This window comes from Allobaculum fili (genome assembly GCF_020969955.1).
Taxonomy (GTDB): domain Bacteria; phylum Bacillota_I; class Bacilli_A; order Erysipelotrichales; family Erysipelotrichaceae; genus Allobaculum; species Allobaculum fili.
The window spans coordinates 1-23,337 of sequence record NZ_JAHDSX010000008.1 but is presented as its reverse complement, the minus strand read 5'-3'; the positions used below and the strand labels follow the sequence as shown (position 1 = coordinate 23,337).

Sequence of the window (23,337 nt, the reverse complement as noted above, 5' to 3'; positions counted from 1 at the left end):
AGGACCGGAAAAACGGATAGGATGATTTTCTTAAAGAAATTCTATAAAATAGGTGAGGCCCGCTTTTCGAAAAGAAAACGGGGTATAAAAAACTATTCCCGCTTTCAGGGGTTCGCAAACCCTGTTGGCATCTCAGTGTGAAAGGAGGAAAGAAAATGAAACGAATTCCCGTATGCCTCTTAGGCGGTCTGCTCGTTCTTGGCGGCTGTTCTTCTCATTCGGATCGTTCATCTTCTCTTTCTTCCCAATCTTCGGTTTCGTCCGTATCGGTCGCAAAAGCCGATCTTGTTCCGGTCCTGGATCAGAACACCCTGAATTCCATACTTTCCAATGCCGAATGGTATGTGGAAGTCGGACAGCCAGGCAGCACCTCGATTTTTGGAGATAGTACCCCCACAAACCTGACTATGGGGCAGTACTCTACCGAACAAGGTGAAAAAATGGGGATTGTCTGCGCCTGGTTTGCGGACGAAGAAGCCGCCGGCAAAGCGTTTGCGTATCTCCTTCCAAAAGAAGAAAGCGCCTATGAGCTTTCAAAAGAAGGGGAGCATATTCAGGAAGTTTGGATTGCCATGCCGGAAACCAGCTGGCTGATTCGTCAGCAGGGCAAATGCATCTATGCGGCCTTCACCAATTCCGTAACCACCAAGAAATTTCTCATGGATCAGTTCAGTGCGCTGAAGCCATAATCTTCCGCGAATTCTTACTTAGAAATTTGCGCTTTCTTTCGCTGGACACAGCTGCACAAGCCTGTCGTTCTGAGAAAGTCGGATGAATGAAAACAGTAAATGCAGCAGCTGAGGGCCTCGTTTGGCCGTTCTTGCTGCCTTTACGCTTTCCATTCATCCGTTTTTTTTGTTTTTAACGAAAGACAGGACAAGGAAAAAACGAAGTTCGGATCTGCAAAATCCGAACTCCGGCTGGATTGGCTTTTATTTGAAGTTCCAGTCATCCTGATGCAGTGAATCGCTCACAGCACCGGTTGAAACGTTGACATACACGTCCATCACGGCAACGTTTGCGGAGACCATGAGGCCGGCTGCTTTGCGCCTTGCGACTTCTTCCTCACCGTCCGAATAACGAAGGGTACAGGTGAATACAGGGCCGTTCTGCTGAACATCTGTGATACAGGAATAGAATCCAGAAGGTTCGTTCAGCCACATATAGTGGTCGATAATAATATCCTCAAAACGTTCTTCAAAAGTGCTCGTATCGGAACACGTCAGATCCACTGGCGCGCGTACATATACTCATCATCCTGCAGACAGATATACCGACCATCCCAGAGTTTGCCCCATAACGATCCGTCTTTGGCCTGCGAGGTTTCCTGAACAAGAAGATAATGTCCTGCCCTGCAGAGACCTGTGTCTGCGGAAGAACGGTCAGGCTGGCTGCGTATCGTCATATCGTAATTGGTCAGATAACCGGCAAGTGCTGTCTGGTTCTTTTTTTCAAAATAGGGCTCTACGATTTCGGGTTCTTTAGTGCTGGAATAACTGGCATTCTGCAGCTCATTAAGATCCACAAGCTGCCAGGTTCCGTTTTGGAGAATCGGAACATTGGAACCGATCGGCATAGCGCCGCTCTCAATGTCGGCGCAATAGATCGGATCAAGATTTTCATCAAACAAATACCAGGTTTCGCCGGTTTTGCCGGCAATGGCATCGAAGTCCACAAAGTCGCCCTGGTCAAAGCCAAGGACGGCCTTATTTACGCGGGCATTGAGCAGCATATACTCTTGACCGGCGTGAATGCAAAGCAGATTCGATAATTCCTGTCTTATATAGGCGGTTGACTGTCCGCTCGCTGTTGTTTCCTGACCCAGACAGAGTGCCTGGTCTGGACTGTACGGCCCGCTGATCTGATCGAATTCCGGCAGCCATAGGTAGTATTCTGAGCTGGCTTCATCCTCCACTTCTGTACCATCCATACGGAGACGCATCATCGCAGACGGCGCGAAGGTCGGAGAACTGAGCAGAGCCCCCGTATAATCTCTGAGAATGACGCTGTGGTCGTCTGTCAGATAGTAGCGCTGCGTCTGGGCCGTGCCGCCTCCTCCAAACGCGCCTTCTGGCGGCAGCGCTGTAGGAAGCAGGGCGGAGTGATCCCAATCGTCGTCATTGATCAGAAGACGGGATTCAATATGAGAAAAATTGGGCCGGTGAAATACTGCATATTTTTGTACTGACAGTCGACGACGGTTTCTCCATTCTGATCGACTTATCCATACAGACCGTCCTTTTTGATAATCCATCCCTGATCCTGAAAGCGTTTGGGATGTTCATCCAGTTTTCCCAAATCTGCTTTAGCAGCAAAAACCGTTTTATTCGAATTTTCTTCTGCGCTCGCTGTCGGCTGCGTGAAAGACTGCTGTTCCTCTGGCTGAGCAGAAGTATCTTTTGGTTTTGCTGAAGTACATCCAGTCATCGTCAGAACCATCATGAGCAGTACCGCTTTTTCATTCGCTTCATTTTCTGCATTTTTCCTTTCTATCGTCCACGGATATTCCAGTATCCATTCGCTTCCTGACAAAGCAGCCATACCTCAGGGGTGAATGTACCTGGAGTGTAGCAGTATCCCCAGAGATTGCCGTCCAGGTCTACAGTGAAAGCCGCAAGCAGAACGGAAGCGCCTGCTGGAAATTTCAGACCGCTGTCTGTATCCGATGCCAGATCGGGTTCGGAATATCCTTCGAGATCGCTGGTCAGAATATTTGTGCCAGGATCGGGAAGGTTTCTTCTTAGACGAAAGGTGTTAATTCCCTGCGTTTCTTCAAGCAGCAGATCGCCATCGGGCAGGGTGGTAGTGTTAAAAATGACATCTCGAAAATAGATGGAGTTCTCATCCCGAATGCTCCACAGGGTACTGTCCCGTTCGCCAGAGTGGAAACCATTGCTGTCATCAAGAGTCACTTCCACTTCATTATCACGGAAGACCCATTCCGCCTGATTGCCGTGCTAGACACCGCCGATTCGATCCATCATGTTCTGGCGAACCTCATCTTCGTCTGTCCAGCTCATCAGGTACGTCCCTCCGGCATCGCTTGTACAGATCCAGAAGTCTTCCTTCGTCTGTGCCCAGACAGAGTTGCCTTCGGAAACAAATTTCACGATATCGACCATGTCGCCTCCGGAATAGGTAGGCATGATTACACCAAACCCTTTCCCGTCTTTAAAGTCGGAATAGGCTTACAGAGATTTTTGAACTTCATAGCGGCCGATTTGCCAGTCCACTGTACTTTGTGACCGCCCTGTGCTTTCAAAAGGATTTGAAAAGGAGCTTTCTTCACTTTGACTGGCGGCAAGGAGGCTGTCTTCATTCTGGGCGGGACGCTCCTGCTGATCGGCTGAAGAAGTCTGAGCACATCCTGACAGAGCCATGACGCTGATCAGGCAGATGCCCCTGAATCTGTAGCTGTTCTTCATATTTTTCTTCCTTTCCGGGATCTTCCATTTAGTTAACAGTTACAATTCAAAGTAATAACGACAATAGTAAAAGATCACATCATTCTTTCAAAAAGAAGCAAAATCCGCATACGATTCGTCATATGCGAAGACTTAACGCGGTCTGAATTGCCGGAAGGGCAGGGAGGGTGAAAAGGGAAAATGTTCGGGTTTCCTGGAAAAGACAGTGAACTGAATGGAGCGAGCACTGACAGATTTGGAAGGAATGAACATGTGTTATCTCGATATTGTTGTATTGTTGTCTGGTCTGTCAGTCCAAACTTGTATGTTCTCGAATACCTCCTGGCTAACTGGAATGCTAATGTCTGGATGGAATGACTTAGGTTAAAATCGTCTAACTGGAAAGTGAAAAAATTCTGGATCAATTCATTGCCTTTTCAAAATAAAGTGATAATATAAATCACGCACGACAGGATGTAGCTTAGTTTGGTAAAGTGCTTGGTTCGGGACCAAGAGAGCGCGGGTTCAAATCCCGCCATCCTGACCACGAATATTCAGCCCCTTTATATAAGGGGCTTTTTTATTTTGATTAGTCCAATGTCTTAAAAATGTCTTATTTGAACTTGAGGGCGTTCATGATATCGTCGTCTTCTTCATGCAAAAGGTGCCCATAAATGTCCGTTGTCATCGACACTGAAGAGTGCCCAAGACGCTTCGAAATCTTGAAAAGCGGAACTCCAGCGTCGATCAGATTGGACGCATGAGAGTGTCTGAAACTGTGAATCTTGACTCTTGGCAGGCCTGCATCATCAAGCGCTTTGTTCTTGATTCGCTGTACAGTTGTGTAAGCAAGCTGACGAGGTCCGCCGAAGATGAACCAGTCTTCGGAAAAGTGTACGAAGGTTTCGTAATGTTCCCGGATCCGATCGACGACATCGAGAAGATCATCGTCGAGCTGAACAGCCCGCACACTTCCTTTGGTCTTCAGCTGCTTGAATTCGCTTGTATCTTTATCCCACTGCCGCCAGACTTTAGCGCGGCCTCGCTGGATATCTGAGAACGTCAGAGACATCGCTTCGTTCGCTCTCATACCTGTCCAGTACAGCCAGAAGAACAGATCGCGGTAGATCTGATGATTATCCGGAATTGCTCCAAGAAACTCCGCGAACTGGTGACGATCAAGAATCTCAACTTCTTTCAGCTTTTCTTTCGTTGTTTCCTTGAATCGTGGAAATCCCTTTAACGGGTTCCTTGGCAACCCCCAATGGACACAGCCGTACTCCAGGCATCCGTTCAGATCGGTGTAGAGCTTGTTCTTCCGGTAGCTCGAAAGAGTGATGAAGTGCTCATCTTCCAAAATGCTTCGAATGTCCGCTGGTGTAATAGTGAAAACGTTCTTATCCATGATTGACTGGCAATACAGAGTCAGGATCCGGCGCTTATCATCTCTGGTTGCGGCAGTATTATCTCTCCCACCTTCCAGGATCCACGCATCCATCAATTTAGAGAAAGTCTTGCCCTTCTTTTCAGCCTGGACTGGCTGACTTAAAAATTCTCTTTCTGCTGCTTCAGCTTCTTTCTTTGAATCGTACCACTTTGAGTTTTTCTGGCGATGGATACCGTCTGGAGTATCGTAGTACGTCCTGAAGCGATAACGCATCTTGCCTTTGAACTTCTCTTTTTGAATTGCCATAATATCAATGTCCTTTCGTCGCGATTGGATACTTTCCCTGTAGTGTGGCCAGCACTTCAGGGAATTTTTTTATTTTCTAAGTAATTCGATAATTAAGTTGTTCTGCTCAAATATCTTTTTTAATAGTTCGTGATCAGACATTTGCAAATTCTGATTGATTGATCCGTTCGCTATGGTTACATTGCCAGCAAATGACTGCGTTTGAACTGTTTTACTTGATTTAGAGAAATCATCAAAACCAACGATTATTGCTGGTGAGATTTCCAGTATTTCTGATAGTTTCGCAATTTTTGTTCTGCCCATTTCGCCGATCATTCCGCGTTCCCAGCGAGAAACTGTACTTTCGCTGACTCCAACGTATTCTGCTACTTTTGATATGGTCAGTCGCTTTTCTTCTCGGCGAGCGCGCAAATACTCTCCAATATTCATAATTACCTCCTTCATTTGTCTATCAGTTTACACAATGGGATTGCGTAAACGCTAGTAAATTTACGTATTCGCCAATAACTTGCGGATAGGCCTTGTAAATTGCGTAAAGGCAAATTATACTGAAGATGCTTCACTTAGTTTTAGACATGAAAGGAGACGATCAAATGGACAGCTTAAAACTTGATTATCTGGCCAAACGAAAAGGGTATACATCAAGCAAGATGGCTGACGCTCTCGGAATTGATGAATCGACATATTCACGGAAAAAGTCCGGAAAGAGCGATTTCACCCGAAATGAAATCAGAATTATCATCGATACACTTGGCCTGACTGCGAAAGAAGCGTGCGAAATTTTTTTTGACCTCAATATTGCGTAAAGGCAATAGAAAATGCATATAAGCAAATAGGAGAAGAGATGACCAACGAAGAGCGACTGGCAATTCTTGACCAGCCATACCTGAAAACCAAAGAAGTCTGCCTGCTGATTGGCCGATCAAAGCCGACAGTAAACAAGAAGCTTAAAGAGCAGGGAGTTCGCAAAACAGAACTCGGATACCTGACCGACGAAATCATCAAAGCGTTTCAGCTCCAGGGCGCAATCAAGCGCTGGAGAGCATCGACATAGGAAGGAGGACGCATGAAAGAGAAAATCATCCGGTTCTGCGAGAACTTCGCCGACCGAGTCGAGAACGACAGCATGACGGTCGGTGAGCTCGTTAGATACGCCCTCGAAATCGTCGGCGTGATTGTAATTGTTAGATGGATTTGGCAGCTGATCTGCCTCGTATTCATCTACGAATAGAAAGGAAACAGTGATGACAGTAAAAATCACCAGCTTTGAAGCAGAAAACGTTAAGCGGATCAAAGCAGTACAGCTTGAGCCGTCACCGAATGGACTGACCATCATCGGCGGGCGAAACAATCAGGGCAAAACATCAGTTCTTGATGCAATCGCCTGGGGGCTTGGCGGCAACAAGCTGAAACCTTCAGATCCCCATCGCGCTGGATCCGTACAAGATCCAGAAATCAAGATCACGCTCAGCAACGGCTTGATCGTTGAGCGCAAAGGCAAAAATTCTGACCTCAAGGTCACAGATCCGACTGGTCAGAAATCTGGCCAGAAAATCTTGGACTCTCTTATCGGAGAAATGGCGCTGAACATTCCGCGCTTCATGGAAGCTACTTCCAAAGAAAAAGCGGAGTATCTGCTTTCCATTATCGGCGTAGGCGATCAGCTTACACAGATGGAAAAAGAAGAAAAGGAACTATTTGATCAGCGGACATGGGTCGGCCGTCAGGCACGAGCCAAAAAAGCTCACGCTGAAGAAATGCCGCAGTTCCCTGGAGTAGGAGAAGTTGAGCTCAGCGCCGCCGATCTGATTCAGCGTCAGCAGGAGATCCTGCTTAAGAATGCGGACAACGCACGCAAGCGCCAGAACGTAAGCAAGTACGAGCAGCTGCTCCCTAGGTATCAGCAGAACGTTGCTGATGCAGAGCAGGCGCTTGAACGAGCAAAGGCGGATCTCTCAAAACTTCTTTCTGACTTGGAAATGGCCAGACGTGACGCGCTCGATCTGTATGACGAGAGTACGGAAGAACTGGAGAAAAACCTCCGTGAAATTGACTCAAAGAATCAGCAGATCCGCACAAATCGCAGCAGATCGGAAGCGCTCAAAGAAGCCGAAGATCTCGTCCTTCAGTATCAGACGCTGTCCAATGACATTGATCAGATCCGGGCAAAGCGACTAGATCTGCTTAGATCTGCATCGCTTCCGCTGCCGGATCTGACTGTTGAAAACGGCGAGATTCTCTACAAAGGGCGGCGCTGGGACAACATGAGCGGCTCGGATCAGCTGAAAGTCTCAGCAGCAATCTGCAGAGCAATGAATCCAAACTGCGGCTTCGTCCTCCTGGACAAGCTCGAACAGATGGATCAGCAGACCATGGAAGAGTTTGGCCAGTGGCTTGAAGCTGAGGGTCTGCAGGCGATCGCCACACGAGTTTCAACCGGGGATGAGTGCTCAATCATCATCGAAGATGGAACAGTGGTGACAGTCGCTAAAGCTCAGCCGACGCCAGCTCATCCCGCATGGAATGGAGGAGATATCAAATGGTAAAAAATCCGTTTGCCATGGTCGTTTTTGGCCAAGAAGGAGTCGGGAAAACAACTTTTGCAAGTCTTTTCCCTCGTCCATGGTTTATCGACTGTGAAGGATCGACCAAATGGATCGACAGTCTGCAGGATCGTCAGTACTACCCGCGCCCGAAGTCTTGGGCGGCAATTAAAGGCCAGATCGAACAGTTTAAACGTGAACTTCCAGGTGACACCCTTGTCATTGATACCGCTGACTGGCTGGAAAGCCGCTTTTTGAAAGATCTTTGTATCAACAATCATTGGGACAGTCTTGGAGGCCAGAACGATCACGGAAAGTCTTACAACATCCTAGATAAAGCATTCCGTGAGTTTCTGGACGAACTGACAGAAATTGAAGAGATGGGAGTGATCATTCTGATCACCGCCCACTCTACTATCAAGCCGTTCACGGCACCAGATGAACGGGGAGCCTGGGACAGATATCAGCTCAAGCTCCAGAACAAAACTTCAGCGGCACTCAAAGAGTGGGCTGACGGAGTTTTCTTCCTTAAGTTCGACGATATCGTCATTCAGACCGATAAAAAGGGCGAAAAGTTCAGAGCTACAGGAACAGGCGGACGGATCATCCAGACTGAACATTCCGCCATGTGGGACGGAAAAAACCGCTGGGATCTGCCCAGTGAAATGCCATTTGAAAACAAACAGCTTCCGCAGCCGCTCATCGATCTGATCTCGAAGTGTTTGGGCACCCCTGATCCGGCGCCTTCACCAACCCCCACACCGACACCATCGCCAGCGCCTGCATCGATTCAGCCAACGTCAGCGCCACAGCCGCAGGCCATGACATCGTTTCAGACACTCTGTGAGCTGATGGAGCAGACAGGCATCACCGCGCAGGAGCTTGAAACGGCAGTAGACAGACAGCCTTTCTTTGGCGGTCAGCATGTCGAAATGACTGCATATCCAGCGGATTTCATTGAGCAGGTGTTGATCGCTCAGTGGGCTGGGCTTAGCCAGGCGATCCTGTCCCGCCGGACCCCAGAAGAGGAGAAAATGCTCAGCATCGACAGCGATGACCTGCCTTTCTAAATGACAAATAAAGGAGAAAAGAAAAATGGAAAACAATACTTTTATTTCACTTACCGAGGGAGAAGAAGTCTCCGCTTCTTCTGCACTTCCTGATGGGCTCTACGAGTTCAAGTATCAGGGAGTTACAAATGGACAGCACGAGCCGACCGACTACGATCCAAACACCTATCCGACAGGCATTGTTGACATGCTCGTGTATATGCCTGATGGCCATACAGAACAGAGAAAAGAAACATTTAAGCTGCTCGACACCAAATATAACCAACAGCGCATCGCATCTTTGTTCAGGGCGCTTGGCGAGCCTGTAGGACCAAATGGAAAAGTGAAGGCTAAATGGAGTAGTTTTATTGGTCACAAAGGATGGATGAAACTCGAAACAAAAAAAATGAATAACGGTGGAGACTGGCAGGGTATGACATTCATTTTCCCTGAAAACGTCGAAGCCGAAAAACAGAAATACCATTACCAGGCAAGTGTGGCAATTCAGCCAGTACAGTCAGTACAGCCAGCATGGCAGGCGCAGAATCCAGCTGCTACATCAACAACCTGGAATAGCGGTACTACCAAATGGTAATGATCCATGGAGCTGAGACCGTATCAAAAGCAAGCGGTTGAATCGATTTTCCAAGAGTGGGAGCAGGGCCATCGCAAAACGCTTTTAGTCCTGGCTACTGGCCTAGGCAAAACTATCGTTTTCTGCAACGTAATCAAACGGTTAGTAGAAAACGGCGAAAAGGTCCTGATTCTTGCTCACAGAAAAGAGCTGCTGGATCAAGCATCCGACAAGCTCAAGAAAACGACTGGACTCGATACAGCCCTTGAAAAGGCAGAGTTCAGCTGTCTGGATGAGCCGGCAACGCCCGTAGTTGTCGGCTCTGTCCAGACACTTCAATCTCCCAAAAGACTTTCAAAGTTTCGCAGAAATTACTTTGACACCATCGTAATCGATGAGGCCCATCATACCCTCTCTGACGGCTATCAAAGAGTGTTAGAGCACTTCGATCAGGCAAAAATTCTGGGCGTAACCGCTACGCCAGACAGAGGCGACAAGCGAAATCTTGGAAAAGTCTTTGATTCGATCGCTTTTGAATATTCCATCGCTCAGGGGATCCGCGATGGATATCTCTCAAAAATTAGAGCATTAACGATCCCACTCGACATCGACATCAGTGGCGTATCTCAAAGCAGTGGCGATTTTTCAGCCGGAGAGCTTGGAGAGGCGCTGGATCCGTACCTTGAGGCCATCGCCGACAAAATGACGGAGTACTGCAGAGACCGGAAAACCATCGCTTTTCTGCCTCTGATCGCAACCAGCAGAAAGTTCAAAGAGATTCTTAACCGCAAAGGGTTCCACGCGGAAGAGATTTCCGGGACTGATTTCCCGGAGGCCAGACAGCGTAAGCTTAGAGATTTTGAGGAAGGCAAAACCAACGTCCTGTGCAACTCGATGCTGCTGACGGAGGGCTTTGACTGTCCATCAATTGACTGCGTGATCTGCCTCAGACCGACCAAGATCCGCGCACTCTATACCCAGATCGTAGGCCGTGGCACCCGTCTGGCACCTTGTAAAGAGTATGTGCTGCTTCTTGATTTCCTTTGGCACTCGGAACGCATGGAGCTCTGCCATCCTGCCCATCTGATCTCAGATGATGCAAAGGTTCAGAAAAGGATGACTGAGATCCTTGAAGACAAAGCGGACGATCCCATGCTCATCGAAGGTTTAGACATTCAGGAGCTTGAGGTTGAGGCAGAGTCTGACGTAGTTCGGCAGCGTGAAGCGGCTCTGGCTGAGCATCTGCGAGAGCTGAAAACCAGAAAATCAAAATTTGTGGACCCGCTTCAGTGGGAGATGTCCATCAGTTCAAATGATTTGGCCAGCTACGAAGAGACATTTGCATGGGAGCTCAAGCCGATGACCGACAAGCAAAAGGCATCTTTGGAAAAATGGGGCATCAACCCGGATGAGGTAGAGACATGCGGAAAAGCGCGTCTCATTCTGGACAAGCTTCAGAAGCGCAGAGAAGCAGGGCTCACGACACCAAAGCAGATTCGGATGTTGGAACGCAAAGGATTCCAGCGTGTCGGCGAATGGCAGTTCAGTGAGGCTTCCAAATTGATCGATGAGATCGCGCAAAACGGCTGGCGGGTACCTTACAGCTTTGGAAGGCCTGCCGACTATGTTCCGCTCTCTATGAGATCTAAAGCCGCACGCCAGCGCCGCAGAGTGGATGGCAGACAAGAGTGCATACAGCAATCAATTGGTAGGTTAGAATAGATGGCAATCGACAAAGAAGCATTGATCAAAGACATGCTGGCCTATATTGATCCCGCAGCTCTCAGCTACTCGGAGTGGGTCGAGGTCGGCATGGCCATCAAAGCGGAGGACCTGCCGGTGAACATCTGGGACAGCTGGTCGCGCGCAGATGATCGCTATAAAGACGGCGAATGTGAACTGAAATGGAACACATTTAACAGCTCTGGCACTACCGGAGCAACGATCACTCACCTGGCAAAGAAGGGCGGATGGCAGTCCAAGAAAACGCCAGACAATGCCGCCATCTCTTTTCTGAGCTTGGAGGAAGGCGAAGAGTACGCTCTTGAGAACTATCAGATAACTATCGATCCTACAAAGCCGATGGTTGCTGATCCGGCAGAACAAGCACGTCTTCAGCTGCAAGCGCTTTTTGACCCGGATGACCAGGTCAATATCGTCACTAAAGCGATCTATAAAGAAGACCGTGGAAAGTGGGTGCCGGGAAATAAAGGTTTTTCTTACTCGCTTTCCCAGATTCTCGATTTCCTGAAGGGCGGCCTTGACAGTTTCATTGGTGACAGAAATAAGCAGGCAGGTGTATGGTTGCGGCTCAATCCGATGGACGGAAAGGGTGTAAAAAACGAGAACACAACCAAGTTCAAGCACGTCCTGGTTGAGTCGGATTCGATGCCTTTGGATAAACAAATTGAGATCTACAAGCGGCTTGAGCTGCCAATCACGACGCTCACACTGTCCGGCAGTAAAAGCGCTCATGCTCTGGTGAAGGTAGACGCCCAGAACGCGGCGGAGTACGCGGAGCGGGTAAGAGTCATTTTCAAAGCCTGCACCGATCAGGGGCTTGTCCTCGATAGTCAAAACAAGAATCCTTCCAGACTGACTAGACTGGCTGGATGCGAACGAGGCGACAAACAGCAGTCTTTGCTGTCGGTCAATATCGGTAAGAGGAGCTACCAGGAGTGGGCTGAAAACGTCCAGATCGACAGCCTGCCGGAGTATGAATCACTGGCGGATATCTTTAAAGATCCGCCAGAACTGCCGCCGGAGACCATCAGAGGCGTGCTGCGGAGAGGCGAAAAGCTGGTGCTCACAGGACCGTCGAAAGCCGGCAAAAGTTTCGCGCTGATCCAGCTGCTGGTGGCTCTAGGCACGGGCTCATGGTGGATGGGGCGCTTCCAATGTGCAAAGCAAAGAGCCGTCTACATCAATCTTGAGTTGACCAAAGAGAACAGCGCTGTGAGGGTCATGGACGTATGGAAGGCGCTCAGGCGGTCCAGCATGGACGGCGTGGAAAACGTCTCAATCTGGAATCTTCGAGGCTCATCGGTGACTACAAAGTCCATGGTGGACAGCATCATAAAGCGCCACAAAAGCATGGCCAACCCGCCAGATTTCTACATCGTCGATCCGATCTACAAGATCCAGGCTGGCGATGAAAATGCGGCTAAGGACGTAAACGAGATGTTAAGAGAGTTTGACCGGCTTTGCAAAGAAACCGGAGCCAATTTGGTGTACGCCCATCATCACGCGAAAGGCAGCCAGTACGGCAAGCGGGCGCTTGATAGAGGGTCCGGATCTGGCGTCATCGGACGCGATGTAGACGCAGCCATTGACCTTGATTTTCTCTTCGTCCCGGAGGCCATTCGAAAGAAAAAGGCCGCCCAGAAGGGGGACCAGTCATGGATGAAAGCGACCGGCCTGCGGGTAGAAATGACCCTCAGAAACTTCGAAAGCAAGCCGCCGTTCAACGTCTGGTTCAACTACCCCATTCACGTATGGGACTCAGATGAAGAGTTCCAAGCACTGCGTGGAGACAGTGAAAAGACGCCCCTTAACAAGGCTGAAGACGGAAAAGCAGCTAAGAAGATTGATACGGATAAGGCCATCAAAAGAACAGTTGATGACCTCATCGAAGAGTCTGGGTCAGCTCAAATGAAAGATATCGAGGAAGAAACAGGGCTCAGCAGAAAAAGAATTAGACAGTTTTTGAACGAAAACACAGACCAATACCTCCGAAATGACGGGCAGGTTACGAGGGTGGGATTTTCTGAAAAATCAGAAAGTCCTAGCTAACGTAATTTTAGGTGGGATTTTCCTGAAATTACGTTAGTCCTACCCTCGAAAAAACAGGGTGGGATTTTCTGAAAAATCAGAAAGTCCTAGGGGGTGGGATTTTCCTACCCCTAAAGGGGTATGAGTCCCAGTCCCACCCTGACAGGTCCCAAGTCCCTAACCGTCTGGCTGAAGCCGCCGGACGGGACAAGGGACTGTCAGGACCGAGCGCAGAAAAGCACAAGAGAGAAAAAATCATGAGAATTTCAATTTGGCTGCCTGGTCAGCCTGACCGGGTGACACATCAGAGCGGTACTCGATACAAACGGACAGGCGGCACTTACAAGACACCGCAGCTCAAGCAATGGGAACGAAAGCTGAAGACAGCACTCGAACCGAATAAACCGAAAGCACCTATCATGGGTCCTGTCCTCCTGCAGGTGACATGGGGATTTAAAGCCCCAACGAAAAAGCTGCTCTTCACATACAAGCTGACTCGTCCGGATACAGACAACATGATGAAAACTCTGAAGGACGTGATGAGCGAGCTGCAGTTTTGGGAAGACGATGCACAGGTCGTGATCGAGACTGGTAAAAAGCTTTGGGTTGATGAGCCTGGAATCGTGATCAACCTTGAAGAGCTTGGCGGACGGTGCGAAGACTGGAGAATCGAAGAATGATCTACGAAGGAACGTCTATGAGCGGCAAGACCGTCAGAGGCGAAGAGCTGACGGTGGATCTCAGCGGTACATGGATCACGCATCGGGAATCGCACGGATACAGATCGACGAAGATCGATCCGAACACGCTTGACGTGATTGAAGACGACTTGGAGGAAGAAGGAAATGAGAATGGCAATCGAAGCATATGGAGATCGATTTGTTGTAATCGAAGATGAAGAAATCGTGGGCATCTTCAAGACGGAAATGGCGGCGCTTGACGCGGCGCATCGATGGAATCGGAAGATCTGGAACTGGACGAGTCTTCTCGACCAGGAGGCGGGTGAGAGATGAAAGCTACTAAAAATACCGACAGGGTAGTCGTAAAGCGGCTTGCGTACAGAGACTGGGTAGTACTTCTTGATGATAAGGTTGTTTCTCGCGTGACATCTGGGGAACTCGCTTATGCCGCCGCAACCGACATGCTTGATGAAAAAAAAGGAGGATCGCGTCCGCGCCCTGTCCGCTGTGTCGAAACGGGGACCGAGTTTGATTCTACTTCGATCGCCATGGACGAAATGGGGATTTCTGATCTTTTTTCGGCTCTGGCCAACGGAGGAACAGCCGGAGGCCTTCACTGGGAGTACGTCAATCCAGAGGATAAGATCCAAAGACTGTCGAGGCGCTCACCGCGCGTGAAAGTCAAAGTCAAGTGCGTCGAGACTGGAGAAGTTTTCAAGTCTCTTAGAGAGGGATCCGCGAAAACAGGAGCTAGTCGCAGTTCGCTGTGCAGAGCTTCGCTTCCTGAAAACTCGCATCTCACGGCAGGCGGATATCATTGGACTCGCGTCTGAGAGGAGGCAACAGCATTGAACGCATACGAAGTACGATCGGTAAAACGGCGACTTGAATCCTACTCTGATCTGCTGGCTATGGCCCGCGAAAAGGACCGCGAGGCACTAATGCTTCAGGCCAAGTACGAAGATCTGGCGACGCCTGGAGCAATCGGCTACAGCCACGAGCCAGGCGGATCCGGAAGACCTAAGGAATCGGCCTATCTTGAGATCTTCTCGGATCAGCTTGAGGCAGAGCGTAAAGCCGCACAGTATCGCCTGCAGGCCGCACAGATCGAGAGGTTCATCGGCATGATCGAGAGCGAAAGCCAGCCAATCCTGCAGGCTGCATATATCGAGGGTAAGCGTTATTGGGAGATCGGTCAGGAGATCGGGTATACAGCCTCAGGAGTAAGGATGCGGATTATCAGATGTCTTGAAAAGATTCCGCCATCTCTGGCGGTGGCAAGCGGATTGCTCTAAACTGTGCACAACGCACACGATTCAAGGTGCTAAAATGATAGTGTTGAAAGTCGTCCAGAAATGGGCGGCTTTTCTTTTGCCGGATTGGCCGAGTGGTTTAAGGCAGCTGTCTTGAAAACAGAGGATCCGAGAGGGTCCGGGAGTTCGAATCTTCCATCCGGCGCCATATGGCGGCTAGTAGCTCAAGCGTAGAGCCCTCTGAGGGGAGATCCGGGTTCAAGTCCTGGCTTGCCGCCGTCTTCTGAAATGCGTATCCGAACCGTCCGATTTCTTTCTCTGATACCGCAGGCCCGAAGCGGCTGTGAACAATTTTTTCATGCAGTGACGGGATCGGGTACGTTTTTGAGAAGAAAGGAGGTCTGAGAGATGACTGAAAAACAGAAACAGTTCTGCGATGAATACTTAGCCAACGGTCTGAACGCCACTCAGGCCTACCTGGCTGTTTATAAGAACGTGAAGAGCACTGACGTTGCAGGTGCTGCAGCTGCAAGGCTGTTAGGAAATGTTAGCGTCAACGAATACATTAACGTTGCCCTGGCTAAGATCCACGACGAAAAGACCATGGATGCCAAGGAGGTCATGGAGCGTCTGACAGCGATCGGGCGCGAAGAAACAACGGATCAGCTGCTGACGATGGATGGCGACATCAAAGAGGTTAAATCCAAAACGCAGGATCGCATCCGGGCGCTTGAGCTGATCGGCAAGGCGTACGGCATGTTCAAGGACAAAGTCGAAATGGAAGTCGCTACGCCTGTCTTTGCAGGAGAAAGCGATCTTGAAGACTGAGAAGATCTACCTGCCGGACATTGTCGGAAAAGGCTATAAGACGTTCTGGAATTTCAAAGGTCGCTACCGGGTTGTCAAAGGCAGCCGAGCGTCCAAGAAGTCCAAGACGACGGCGCTCTGGTTCATCTACAACCTGATGAAGCACCCGGGATCCAACCTGCTGGTTGTCCGCAAGACGTACAGAACGCTCAAAGACAGCTGTTTTACGGATCTGCAGTGGGCCTGTCAGCGTCTGAAGTGCTCCCGCTTCTGGGAATTCAAGCTGTCGCCTCTGGAGGCCACATACAAGCCTACCGGGCAGAAGATTCTTTTCCGTGGCCTGGACGATCCGCTGAAGGTTACGTCGATCACAGTGCCTGTTGGATCTCTTTGCTGGGGATGGATCGAAGAAGCCTACGAGCTGACCAGCGAAGAAGATTTCAGCACGCTGGATGAGTCGATCCGAGGCGAACTGCCTGACGGACTCTGGAAGCAATGGACGATAACATTCAACCCGTGGAATGAGCATCATTGGCTCAAAAAGCGATTTTTTGACGCTCCTGAGAGCGAAAACATCCTTGCCCTTACCACAAACTACCTTTGCAACGAATGGCTGGATGACGACGATTTACAGCTGCTTGAAGACATGAAAAAGCGCAATCCGAGGCGCTATGAGGTTGCCGGATTGGGCAACTGGGGAATCGTGGATGGTCTCGTTTATGAGAACTTCCACATTCGGGATTTTGAAATTACCGACATTGGAGACGCAGTCACCGTAAGCGGTCTGGACTTTGGTTTTACCAACGATCCAACCGCTTTTTTCGTGGGCTTCGCTGACAAGGCAAATCGAAAACTCTGGGTGTGGGATGAGATCTACGAAAAGGGCATGACCAACAGCCGGATCTATGAGCGGATCGAGGCTCTGGGATATTGCAAGAACCGGATCGTCGCCGACTGCGCAGATCCAAAGTCAATCTATGAGCTTGCCCGTCTGGGCTTGAAAATCAACGGATCGAAAAAAGGCGCCGACTCCATACGAGCCGGCGTTCAGTTTATCCAGGACTACGAGATCATCATCAAGCCGCGCTGCGTGAACTTCATCACGGAGATTCAGAACTACCAGTGGGACAAAGACAAGTTTGGCAATTCGATCAACAAGCCAATCGATGATTTCAACCATTTGATGGACGCCATGCGCTATGCGATGGAGCCCATCCAGCGCGGATCTGTGAAGGTTCGTTCGATCAAAGGAGGATTCTAAATGAGTACCAAAAGACCATATCAGCTTCCGGAACCTCTGATTTGCGAGACAGATGTGAACCTTGACTATGCGCTGGTCAAGCGGTTCATCGACAAGCATGCCAGCCGGATGCAGCGCTACAAGTACCTTGAAGAAATGTACAAAGGCTTCCACAGCATTTATCAGCAGCCAGATAAGCCGGACTGGAAGCCCGATAACCGGCTGGCGATCAATTACCCGCGCTACATCACAGAAACGTTTCTGGGATACGCCTACGGCATTCCAATCAAGGAAAGCCATCCAGATGATACGGTAGCCGAAGCCATGCGCGAATTTCAGAACGAAAATGAACTGTCTGATCATGAATACGAGCTCTTTCAGGATGTCTGCATTTATGGCCATGCTTTCGAGTACCTCTACCAGGACGAGGAAGCAAAGACCAGAATGACAGTCTGCACGCCGAAGGAGCTTTTTATCGTTTACGACGATACAGTCCGGAACAGAGCCTTGTTTGCGGTTCGCTATGCCGTTCATGAGATTGAAGGCAGCCAGGGCGAACTGTTTGGCGAAGTGCTGACCAGAGATCAGATCATTCGCTTCGACAAAGGAAAGTTCATTGAAACGCTTGACAATCCATACGGACTGATTCCGGTTGTCGAGTATCTGATGAACCGTCAGCGCCTTGGTCTGTATGAGAACGTCACCGGCCTGATCGAAGCCTATAACCGAGCAATCGGTGAAAAAGCCAATGACGTTGACGCCTTCGCCGAAGCTTACATGAAGCTGATCGGCGTGGATATCGACGATGAAGAAGTGAAACGGATCCGTGAGAACCGGATCATCAACCTGCCAATCTATGGCGATACGACGGGCACGCAGGTTGATTTCATGGCCAAGCCGACAGCTGACTCCACGCAGGAAAATCTGCTGGACCGTCTGGATCGGCAGATCTACCAGATCTCGATGGTGGCCAACATCAGCGATGAAAGCTTTGGCAATGCCTCAAGCGGAACCGCCCTGGCTTACAAACTGCAGGCGATGAGCAATCTGGCATCCGGCTTTGATCGCAAGATTGAGAAGAGCCTGCGCAAGCGCTACAAGATCTGGGCGACTCTCAAGACCAACGTCAGCGATGAGAACACATGGAAGGAACTGCAGGTAACAACAAGCCGCAACCTTCCCAAGAATCGCCTGGAAGAGGCACAGACAGCTGCACAGCTGTCCGGCATCGTCTCCCATGAAACACAGCTCTCATTACTCTCGATCGTGTCGGATCCGAAGGCAGAGCTTGAGAAAATCGAACAGGAACAGGAGCCTCAGCCGCTCATGGACTTCGATTCTCACCCGTCTGTGACCCCGGAAGAGGAAGACAGCCTGGAAGAGACGGAGGGCGGTTATGGCCTCCAGTAAGTACTGGCAGGAGCGGGAAGACGACTGGACGAAGGAGTGCCAGGCAAACAATGTGCAGTGGCACCAGAAGCTGCAGGACATCTATCAGACGATGAACGATGAAATCAGCGAACAGATTGCGGTGTTCTATCAGAAGTACGCTGATGAAAACGGCCTGACCTATGCCCTGGCGAAGCAGTATCTGGATCGGACCGATATCCGCTACTATTTCCGTCTGGCCAAACGCTACTGTGAAGATGCAGCAAAAGACATGGCGGCGGGAACGTGGGCGCATGACGCAGCCAAAAGCTACTTCACCCAGCAAGCCGATCAGGACATGAAGCGCTACAACACCGCCATGAAGATTGCCCGTCTGGATATGCTCAAGCGCCAGATCAGCCTGCGGATTGCCAACGCCCAGCGCAAAGCCTGCAGCGTCGTTGAGGACGCTCTCAATGACCGCATCCTGCAGACCTACACAAGACAGGCCGGCATTCTGGGCGATACGGTACTTACCAACCTGAAGCACGTAAGCACCATCGCTCACGCGTCCTTCCATGGAGCGACCTTCTCCGATCGGATCTGGGGCACCCAGCAGGCGAAACTAAAAAAAGTCCTGAACAAAGCGCTTCAGGACTGTTTGATTCTGGGAAAGGGTGCGGCACCGTTCACCAGAGAGCTAAAAAAGGCAACGGGGAAAACAACCCGAGAGTGCCAGAGGCTCATTTCGACGGAGCTGAGCCGGGTGAGAGTTCAGGCATCCCTGGATTCGTTTAAGGCCTGTGGATTTGATGAGTTCCAAATCATTGCCAATCCAGACTGCTGCAAAGAATGCCAGGCAATCAACGGGGAGCACTTCCCGCTGCCACGACTGGCATCCGGCGAGAACGCTCCGCCAATGCATCCAAACTGCCGCTGCTCCATTGCCCCGTATGAAGCCAGAGACGAAGACGGCGATAAGGACTTTGATGAGGCTGCGTTCGATGAATGGTGCGACTATATGGAAGAGCATGAGGACGACGAGGACGCACTGACGTGGGAAGAGTGGGAAGCGCAGAACCATGAAATTGAATTCAAAGCGCATCAGGAGGAGCAGGAATATAAGACTGTTAGTTTAAATGCAGAACAGCCTGAAACGTTTACAACGAATTTTCGAGAAGAGCGAAAAGCCTATCCAATTGAAGAACGAAAAAACTGGTATGTAGAAGAAGGCGTTCATGTTAAATCGCGACAGGTACATGAGGTCAATAAAGCGGTTCAGACGGCCATGAAGGCTCACGGCCTAAGCGATTTGGGGAACACAAAAATAATCATTGTCAACGATACAACACTTAGTACAGGAGCATTGGCGGCTTACGATCCGGTACAGGACGTTTTAAAACTAGGTTATTATCTGACGAATAAAACTGCCTTTGAGCTTGATCCTAATGACAAATCCTTAATGCCGCATAACCTGGACGTGACGATGATTCACGAGCTGTTTCACTGGAAAGATGCTAAAGAATATCGGGAGAAGATCTGTGAGATTACTCAAGAAACCAGAAACGAATATTTTTCCTATCGGCATCGATATGCTGAAGAAAAGGTCTTAAAATATCTCCCAAAGTACGATTTAGAAAATATTAGTGCTTATTCTGCAAAAACACTTGGTTTGGGAAAGTATGATGAAGTATATACTGAATTGAGGACCTTTTTACTTAGTGGAGGACGATATGAGCAAATTCGAAGAAAGAAAATTACTTGAAAAAGATGAATACGTGGTTGCTAAGGCGAAAGAAGATGAGCTCTACGAATTGCTGAAGCCCTGGTTCGACTATTCTCGTCCAAATCATTTAAAGTCTAATGCACCAAATGGATATGAAGAGTTATTGGATGAACTTCGAGAAATTGGCCAGAACGTTTACTACACTGAATTTATGAATGGAGTTGCATATTAGAGCCGCTAACCGGCTCTTTTCTTTTGCTCGAAAGGAGGGTAACAGATGGAACTTCTGGAATTCAAAGACAGATTCCTGCGTATGCTGGAAACCGATAAAGTCGAAGAAGTACCAGAGATTCTGAATCGCAGCAGTTCGGATCTGATCGAAAGGTACCAGGAAGAGTTCGGAACAGATCGGGATTGGATCCGTGAATTCTATCAGTACTATCTGGCGGATCGGGAAGGGCTGAAACAGGACTATACGCCGCCTTCGCTTTCAAAGCTTCTGCTACATCTTGTCGGACCATGCAGGACGCTTGTTGATCTGTGCGCAGGAACCGGATCTCTTTCTCTCTATGCTGATCCAGACACAAAGATCAAAGCAATCGAGCTGGATCCAAAAGCAGCGGCCTGCCTTCGATTCAACTATGCGGTTCATGGACTGGATGCTGAAGTTGTCCAGGCTGACGCACTGACCTTTCTGACAGATCAGACAAAGGCGGACGGGGCTATCTCGAATCCGCCTTTTAACATCCAGCCCGCAAGCCTTTGGCCGCCCGCAAATACGGGTAACTGGTCATTTGTATTGTCTGCGCTCGATCGAACGGCAAGAAGAGCCGCAGTGATTCTCCCGGCGGGAATTCTCAACGAGACGAAGGATAAAAGCGTTGTTCGTTCGCTTCTTCAATCCGGGCGCCTGAAGGCTGTCATCAAATGCCCTGAAAAAATGTTTCTTTCTACATCAATTCCTGTCTGTGTTCTGGTTCTCTCTCATGAACCCGCTGATCACGTGATGCTGATTGATGCCTCAAGGCTGGCTTCAAAAGAAGTTCGTGAGCAGAGAGGACAGTACGGAGGAACATCGCATACCGGGCGGATCTATCGCAAAGAACTGAACGTTCTGAATGATCAAGCAATCGAAAACATCACGAAGGCTGTCAATTACCGTCTGGATACTGATTTTTCGACTTTTCGGAGCGCTGATTTACTGATAAAGAATGATTGCCGTCTTTCGCCCGGTCTTTATCTGAATACAGATCCAGACGAACAGGAGCAGACCAAACTGGAATGGATTGCAGAACGCTATAACTCTATTGTCAGACAGAAAAACGCCTGCAAACTGACCATCAACGAAACGCTGGCTAAAGAACTAGGTTTTGAGAAGGATTTATGGGAACAGCAGAAAAAAAACAGCGATGAAGTAGCGAACATGATTCAGAAGTTGTCTGGGATCAAGTTGGAATCGGAAGACTATTTAACATTTACCAGAAGCCGAGAACTTACCATCCGATTCAAAAGCAAGGAAGTTCTTCCCGAAATTTTTACCCAGTTTATGCAGATGTGGGTAAACAGAGTCGTGCTGCTCAACAACTTAGAGAATGAAATGCTGGCACAGATGAGAGACTATCTGCTGCCTAAACTGATGAGCGGCGAAATCGAGATTCCCGAAAGGAGAAAAAAATGAACGATAACAAACAGAGCGGTGGGATCGGCTTTTGCGGGCTGCTTACCATCGCTTTTGTTGTGCTTAAACTGACCGGATATATTACCTGGTCATGGTGGTGGGTGCTGGCACCTATTTGGATCCCGCTAGCAATCGTTGTGATCTTTGCGGCGATCCTGGCGATCCGCAAGGTCATGGAGTAAAAATGACAGAAGAAGTATTGAACCGAATCGTCATCTGCTTGCTTGGCGGATCGTTGGCGCTGCTTGCAGCTGCTTTTCTCATTGGAGGTGTGGTGATCGCATTGCGTTGGATATGGCAGTTTTTCAAAATGCTGTGGGAGGAATGCAATGACTGAATTCTTGCTCTTCCTACTGATCGTTCTGATCTACGCATTCCTTCTCTTTGAATTTGCCTGCGGATTGACCGAGGAAGCTGAAGAACGGATCAGAATTGACTGTATCCACGCTGAAGTGCTCCGCCAGGCTGCCAAAGAGAGCTCTAACAATGATCACTGTTAAAACAGATCTGCGCTCCTACATCTCGATTGAAGGTCATGCGGGCTATGCACCAGCCGGATCGGATATCGTATGCGCCGCGGTTTCTACCCTGTATGAAACGCTCAAAAGAGCTCTGCCGAAGTGTGTAGTCAAAGCCATTACAGAGAATGAAAAAGTATCTGTAATTAAGATCACCCCTGATCCGATCATCAGAGGGAGGGAAGAGGAGGAAGCAAGGGATTATCTGAACTTCTTTCTCACAGGTATTGAGGCTCTTGAACAGGCCTATCCCCAATATGTTCAACTGAAGATTGGGCGGGCTTAACGGTCCGCTTTTTCTATGCCCAGGCAGGGACGGCATTAAAAGCTCTGGAAGAATCGTCCGACATGACGTTAAACCGGGAGGAACATCATGGAAAAACTGAATCTTCAGCGTTTTGCTGACGAAGCAGACAACGCCCCGGCAAATGAGCAGGGCAAACCGGCAGAAGGGCCAAAAGGCGAAGCTGCCAAGTATACAGACGCTGATCTGGACAAGATCATCAGCGCAAAATTCGCTAAGTGGGCGGCTGATCGGGATAAAGCCGTTGATGATGCCCGTAAGGAAGGCGAGAAGCTGGCGAAGATGAACGCGGACCAGAAACGCGCCTATGAACTGGAGCAGGCTCAGAAAGAGGCGCAGAGCCTCAAAGAGCAGGTGGCCAAACTGGAACAGGCACAGAAGCAGGCGGAACTGAGAAAGAGCGCTGCAGAGATCTTTTCGAAAGACTACAAGCTGACTGTGTCCAACGATGTACTCGATTTCGTTGTAGGCAAGGATGCCGAAGACACGAACGCCAACATTCAGAAGATGGCGGCACTGCTTCAGGCAGAAAGACAGGCAGGCGAAAAGGCAAGAGCAACCGGTTCTACGCCTTTTGGAACATCCATCAATCACGAGCCTGTCAGTCCGTTCCAGAAGAAACTGGACAAATGGAAATAGGAGGAACCATGAACGAATTTAAACTTCAGCGCTTTGCGGAAGGTGATGGAACTAGTACGACAACCACACCGACAGGCGCAAACAATGAAA

Annotated in this window: 31 protein-coding genes and 3 tRNA genes; 26 read left to right on the top strand and 8 right to left on the bottom strand. The window is 49.3% G+C overall.

What is annotated here, in order from left to right; translation table 11 throughout:
- Positions 1–155: 155 nt before the first annotated feature.
- Entirely contained in the window at positions 156–689 is a 534-nt protein-coding gene (locus tag Afil_RS03235; protein ID WP_230267082.1) for a hypothetical protein, read from the top strand.
- Positions 690–932: 243 nt separating this feature from the next.
- Here Afil_RS03235 and Afil_RS03230 read toward each other — a convergent pair whose 3' ends face one another.
- From Afil_RS03230 to Afil_RS03205, 6 genes are all read right to left on the bottom strand, one after another.
- Positions 933–1,232, bottom strand: coding sequence for a hypothetical protein (locus tag Afil_RS03230; protein WP_230267081.1), 300 nt, complete (start codon positions 1,230–1,232; stop codon positions 933–935).
- Positions 1,223–1,930, bottom strand: a complete 708-nt coding sequence (locus Afil_RS03225) for a hypothetical protein (protein ID WP_230267080.1) — start codon at positions 1,928–1,930, stop codon at positions 1,223–1,225. Before Afil_RS03225 ends, Afil_RS03230 begins: the two co-directional genes overlap by 10 nt.
- A 290-nt stretch (positions 1,931–2,220) precedes the next feature.
- Entirely contained in the window at positions 2,221–2,442 is a 222-nt protein-coding gene (locus tag Afil_RS03220; protein WP_230267079.1) for a hypothetical protein, read from the bottom strand.
- Positions 2,443–2,489: 47 nt separating this feature from the next.
- The gene (locus Afil_RS03215; protein ID WP_230267078.1) at positions 2,490–2,918 is read right to left on the bottom strand and encodes a hypothetical protein; all 429 of its coding nucleotides are present in this window, start codon (positions 2,916–2,918) and stop codon (positions 2,490–2,492) included.
- Positions 2,919–2,957: 39 nt separating this feature from the next.
- Positions 2,958–3,146, bottom strand: a complete 189-nt coding sequence (locus Afil_RS03210; protein WP_230267077.1) for a hypothetical protein — start codon at positions 3,144–3,146, stop codon at positions 2,958–2,960.
- Between the two features lie 42 nt (positions 3,147–3,188).
- A complete protein-coding gene (locus tag Afil_RS03205; protein ID WP_230267076.1) occupies positions 3,189–3,425 on the bottom strand; it encodes a hypothetical protein in 237 nt (78 codons plus the stop codon).
- Between the two features lie 449 nt (positions 3,426–3,874).
- Here Afil_RS03205 and Afil_RS03200 point away from each other — a divergent pair.
- Positions 3,875–3,951: transfer RNA gene (locus Afil_RS03200), tRNA-Pro, on the top strand.
- Positions 3,952–4,017: 66 nt separating this feature from the next.
- On the opposite strand, the gene Afil_RS03195 is transcribed toward Afil_RS03200, so the two are convergent.
- Positions 4,018–5,097 carry a site-specific integrase gene (locus Afil_RS03195; protein WP_230267075.1) on the bottom strand — a complete coding sequence of 360 codons (1,080 nt, stop codon included), beginning with the start codon at positions 5,095–5,097 and terminating at the stop codon, positions 4,018–4,020.
- A 69-nt stretch (positions 5,098–5,166) separates the two neighbouring features.
- The gene (locus Afil_RS03190) at positions 5,167–5,526 is read right to left on the bottom strand and encodes a helix-turn-helix domain-containing protein (RefSeq protein WP_230267074.1); all 360 of its coding nucleotides are present in this window, start codon (positions 5,524–5,526) and stop codon (positions 5,167–5,169) included.
- Positions 5,527–5,690: 164 nt separating this feature from the next.
- Between Afil_RS03190 and Afil_RS03185 the strand changes: the two genes are divergently transcribed.
- The 24 genes from Afil_RS03185 to Afil_RS03070 all read left to right on the top strand — a co-directional run bounded on the left by Afil_RS03185 (position 5,691) and on the right by Afil_RS03070 (position 23,247).
- A complete protein-coding gene (locus Afil_RS03185; protein ID WP_230267073.1) occupies positions 5,691–5,903 on the top strand; it encodes a helix-turn-helix domain-containing protein in 213 nt (70 codons plus the stop codon).
- Positions 5,904–5,941: 38 nt separating this feature from the next.
- Positions 5,942–6,151: a hypothetical protein gene (locus Afil_RS03180; RefSeq protein WP_230267072.1), complete on the top strand. Its 210-nt coding sequence runs from the start codon at positions 5,942–5,944 to the stop codon at positions 6,149–6,151.
- Between the two features lie 12 nt (positions 6,152–6,163).
- Positions 6,164–6,328 (top strand): hypothetical protein, encoded by a 165-nt coding sequence (locus Afil_RS03175; protein ID WP_230267071.1) that lies wholly within the window; start codon positions 6,164–6,166, stop codon positions 6,326–6,328.
- A 13-nt stretch (positions 6,329–6,341) separates the two neighbouring features.
- Positions 6,342–7,643, top strand: coding sequence for an AAA family ATPase (locus tag Afil_RS03170; RefSeq protein ID WP_230267070.1), 1,302 nt, complete (start codon positions 6,342–6,344; stop codon positions 7,641–7,643).
- Positions 7,637–8,710, top strand: a complete 1,074-nt coding sequence (locus tag Afil_RS03165; protein ID WP_230267069.1) for an ATP-binding protein — start codon at positions 7,637–7,639, stop codon at positions 8,708–8,710. Before Afil_RS03170 ends, Afil_RS03165 begins: the two co-directional genes overlap by 7 nt.
- Positions 8,711–8,735: 25 nt before the next feature.
- Entirely contained in the window at positions 8,736–9,284 is a 549-nt protein-coding gene (locus tag Afil_RS03160) for a hypothetical protein (protein ID WP_230267068.1), read from the top strand.
- A 6-nt stretch (positions 9,285–9,290) separates the two neighbouring features.
- On the top strand, positions 9,291–10,985 hold the full coding sequence (locus Afil_RS03155) for a DEAD/DEAH box helicase (protein WP_230267067.1): 1,695 nt from the start codon (positions 9,291–9,293) through the stop codon (positions 10,983–10,985).
- Complete coding sequence (locus tag Afil_RS03150; RefSeq protein ID WP_230267066.1) at positions 10,986–13,055, top strand: AAA family ATPase; 2,070 nt, start codon at positions 10,986–10,988, stop codon at positions 13,053–13,055.
- A gap of 236 nt (positions 13,056–13,291) precedes the next feature.
- On the top strand, positions 13,292–13,714 hold the full coding sequence (locus Afil_RS03145; RefSeq protein ID WP_230267065.1) for a RusA family crossover junction endodeoxyribonuclease: 423 nt from the start codon (positions 13,292–13,294) through the stop codon (positions 13,712–13,714).
- 171 nt (positions 13,715–13,885) lie between these two features.
- Positions 13,886–14,047, top strand: a complete 162-nt coding sequence (locus Afil_RS03140) for a hypothetical protein (protein ID WP_230267064.1) — start codon at positions 13,886–13,888, stop codon at positions 14,045–14,047.
- Entirely contained in the window at positions 14,044–14,547 is a 504-nt protein-coding gene (locus Afil_RS03135) for a hypothetical protein (RefSeq protein WP_230267063.1), read from the top strand. The genes Afil_RS03140 and Afil_RS03135 overlap by 4 nt, the downstream gene beginning before the upstream one ends.
- Before the next feature lie 15 nt (positions 14,548–14,562).
- Positions 14,563–15,009 (top strand): hypothetical protein, encoded by a 447-nt coding sequence (locus tag Afil_RS03130; protein ID WP_230267062.1) that lies wholly within the window; start codon positions 14,563–14,565, stop codon positions 15,007–15,009.
- 78 nt (positions 15,010–15,087) lie between these two features.
- Positions 15,088–15,175, top strand: a tRNA-Ser gene (locus tag Afil_RS03125).
- 4 nt (positions 15,176–15,179) lie between these two features.
- Positions 15,180–15,245 (top strand) — tRNA-OTHER (locus tag Afil_RS03120).
- A gap of 130 nt (positions 15,246–15,375) precedes the next feature.
- Positions 15,376–15,795 carry a terminase small subunit gene (locus tag Afil_RS03115; RefSeq protein ID WP_230267061.1) on the top strand — a complete coding sequence of 140 codons (420 nt, stop codon included), beginning with the start codon at positions 15,376–15,378 and terminating at the stop codon, positions 15,793–15,795.
- The gene (locus tag Afil_RS03110) at positions 15,785–17,035 is read left to right on the top strand and encodes a PBSX family phage terminase large subunit (RefSeq protein ID WP_230267060.1); all 1,251 of its coding nucleotides are present in this window, start codon (positions 15,785–15,787) and stop codon (positions 17,033–17,035) included. Before Afil_RS03115 ends, Afil_RS03110 begins: the two co-directional genes overlap by 11 nt.
- Positions 17,036–18,424, top strand: coding sequence for a phage portal protein (locus Afil_RS03105; protein ID WP_230267059.1), 1,389 nt, complete (start codon positions 17,036–17,038; stop codon positions 18,422–18,424).
- The gene (locus tag Afil_RS03100; RefSeq protein WP_230267058.1) at positions 18,411–20,147 is read left to right on the top strand and encodes a minor capsid protein; all 1,737 of its coding nucleotides are present in this window, start codon (positions 18,411–18,413) and stop codon (positions 20,145–20,147) included. The genes Afil_RS03105 and Afil_RS03100 overlap by 14 nt, the downstream gene beginning before the upstream one ends.
- Positions 20,116–20,340: a hypothetical protein gene (locus Afil_RS03095; protein WP_230267057.1), complete on the top strand. Its 225-nt coding sequence runs from the start codon at positions 20,116–20,118 to the stop codon at positions 20,338–20,340. Before Afil_RS03100 ends, Afil_RS03095 begins: the two co-directional genes overlap by 32 nt.
- Positions 20,341–20,385: 45 nt before the next feature.
- A complete protein-coding gene (locus Afil_RS03090; protein WP_369413418.1) occupies positions 20,386–21,786 on the top strand; it encodes an N-6 DNA methylase in 1,401 nt (466 codons plus the stop codon).
- The gene (locus Afil_RS03085; RefSeq protein ID WP_230267056.1) at positions 21,783–21,968 is read left to right on the top strand and encodes a hypothetical protein; all 186 of its coding nucleotides are present in this window, start codon (positions 21,783–21,785) and stop codon (positions 21,966–21,968) included. Before Afil_RS03090 ends, Afil_RS03085 begins: the two co-directional genes overlap by 4 nt.
- A gap of 2 nt (positions 21,969–21,970) precedes the next feature.
- Positions 21,971–22,123 (top strand): hypothetical protein, encoded by a 153-nt coding sequence (locus tag Afil_RS03080; RefSeq protein ID WP_230267055.1) that lies wholly within the window; start codon positions 21,971–21,973, stop codon positions 22,121–22,123.
- A gap of 149 nt (positions 22,124–22,272) precedes the next feature.
- Complete coding sequence (locus Afil_RS03075; protein WP_230267054.1) at positions 22,273–22,590, top strand: ribosomal-processing cysteine protease Prp; 318 nt, start codon at positions 22,273–22,275, stop codon at positions 22,588–22,590.
- Positions 22,591–22,677: 87 nt separating this feature from the next.
- Positions 22,678–23,247 (top strand): DUF4355 domain-containing protein, encoded by a 570-nt coding sequence (locus Afil_RS03070; protein ID WP_230267053.1) that lies wholly within the window; start codon positions 22,678–22,680, stop codon positions 23,245–23,247.
- Positions 23,248–23,337 lie beyond the last annotated feature (90 nt).

Excerpts from the sequence above, each read along its gene's own strand:
- Afil_RS03235 (WP_230267082.1), top strand. The coding sequence starts at position 156 with ATGAAACGAATTCCCGTATGCCTCTTAGGCGGTCTGCTCGTTCTTGGC.
- Afil_RS03225 (WP_230267080.1), bottom strand. The coding sequence starts at position 1,930 with ATGGATGGTACAGAAGTGGAGGATGAAGCCAGCTCAGAATACTACCTA.
- Afil_RS03220 (WP_230267079.1), bottom strand. The coding sequence starts at position 2,442 with ATGATGGTTCTGACGATGACTGGATGTACTTCAGCAAAACCAAAAGAT.
- Afil_RS03210 (WP_230267077.1), bottom strand. The coding sequence starts at position 3,146 with ATGCCTACCTATTCCGGAGGCGACATGGTCGATATCGTGAAATTTGTT.
- Afil_RS03205 (WP_230267076.1), bottom strand. The coding sequence starts at position 3,425 with ATGAAGAACAGCTACAGATTCAGGGGCATCTGCCTGATCAGCGTCATG.
- Afil_RS03195 (WP_230267075.1), bottom strand. The coding sequence starts at position 5,097 with ATGGCAATTCAAAAAGAGAAGTTCAAAGGCAAGATGCGTTATCGCTTC.
- Afil_RS03190 (WP_230267074.1), bottom strand. The coding sequence starts at position 5,526 with ATGAATATTGGAGAGTATTTGCGCGCTCGCCGAGAAGAAAAGCGACTG.
- Afil_RS03185 (WP_230267073.1), top strand. The coding sequence starts at position 5,691 with ATGGACAGCTTAAAACTTGATTATCTGGCCAAACGAAAAGGGTATACA.
- Afil_RS03180 (WP_230267072.1), top strand. The coding sequence starts at position 5,942 with ATGACCAACGAAGAGCGACTGGCAATTCTTGACCAGCCATACCTGAAA.
- Afil_RS03175 (WP_230267071.1), top strand. The coding sequence starts at position 6,164 with ATGAAAGAGAAAATCATCCGGTTCTGCGAGAACTTCGCCGACCGAGTC.
- Afil_RS03170 (WP_230267070.1), top strand. The coding sequence starts at position 6,342 with ATGACAGTAAAAATCACCAGCTTTGAAGCAGAAAACGTTAAGCGGATC.
- Afil_RS03165 (WP_230267069.1), top strand. The coding sequence starts at position 7,637 with ATGGTAAAAAATCCGTTTGCCATGGTCGTTTTTGGCCAAGAAGGAGTC.
- Afil_RS03160 (WP_230267068.1), top strand. The coding sequence starts at position 8,736 with ATGGAAAACAATACTTTTATTTCACTTACCGAGGGAGAAGAAGTCTCC.
- Afil_RS03155 (WP_230267067.1), top strand. The coding sequence starts at position 9,291 with ATGGAGCTGAGACCGTATCAAAAGCAAGCGGTTGAATCGATTTTCCAA.
- Afil_RS03150 (WP_230267066.1), top strand. The coding sequence starts at position 10,986 with ATGGCAATCGACAAAGAAGCATTGATCAAAGACATGCTGGCCTATATT.
- Afil_RS03145 (WP_230267065.1), top strand. The coding sequence starts at position 13,292 with ATGAGAATTTCAATTTGGCTGCCTGGTCAGCCTGACCGGGTGACACAT.
- Afil_RS03140 (WP_230267064.1), top strand. The coding sequence starts at position 13,886 with ATGGCAATCGAAGCATATGGAGATCGATTTGTTGTAATCGAAGATGAA.
- Afil_RS03135 (WP_230267063.1), top strand. The coding sequence starts at position 14,044 with ATGAAAGCTACTAAAAATACCGACAGGGTAGTCGTAAAGCGGCTTGCG.
- Afil_RS03115 (WP_230267061.1), top strand. The coding sequence starts at position 15,376 with ATGACTGAAAAACAGAAACAGTTCTGCGATGAATACTTAGCCAACGGT.
- Afil_RS03105 (WP_230267059.1), top strand. The coding sequence starts at position 17,036 with ATGAGTACCAAAAGACCATATCAGCTTCCGGAACCTCTGATTTGCGAG.
- Afil_RS03100 (WP_230267058.1), top strand. The coding sequence starts at position 18,411 with ATGGCCTCCAGTAAGTACTGGCAGGAGCGGGAAGACGACTGGACGAAG.
- Afil_RS03095 (WP_230267057.1), top strand. The coding sequence starts at position 20,116 with ATGAGCAAATTCGAAGAAAGAAAATTACTTGAAAAAGATGAATACGTG.
- Afil_RS03090 (WP_369413418.1), top strand. The coding sequence starts at position 20,386 with ATGGAACTTCTGGAATTCAAAGACAGATTCCTGCGTATGCTGGAAACC.
- Afil_RS03085 (WP_230267056.1), top strand. The coding sequence starts at position 21,783 with ATGAACGATAACAAACAGAGCGGTGGGATCGGCTTTTGCGGGCTGCTT.
- Afil_RS03080 (WP_230267055.1), top strand. The coding sequence starts at position 21,971 with ATGACAGAAGAAGTATTGAACCGAATCGTCATCTGCTTGCTTGGCGGA.
- Afil_RS03075 (WP_230267054.1), top strand. The coding sequence starts at position 22,273 with ATGATCACTGTTAAAACAGATCTGCGCTCCTACATCTCGATTGAAGGT.
- Afil_RS03070 (WP_230267053.1), top strand. The coding sequence starts at position 22,678 with ATGGAAAAACTGAATCTTCAGCGTTTTGCTGACGAAGCAGACAACGCC.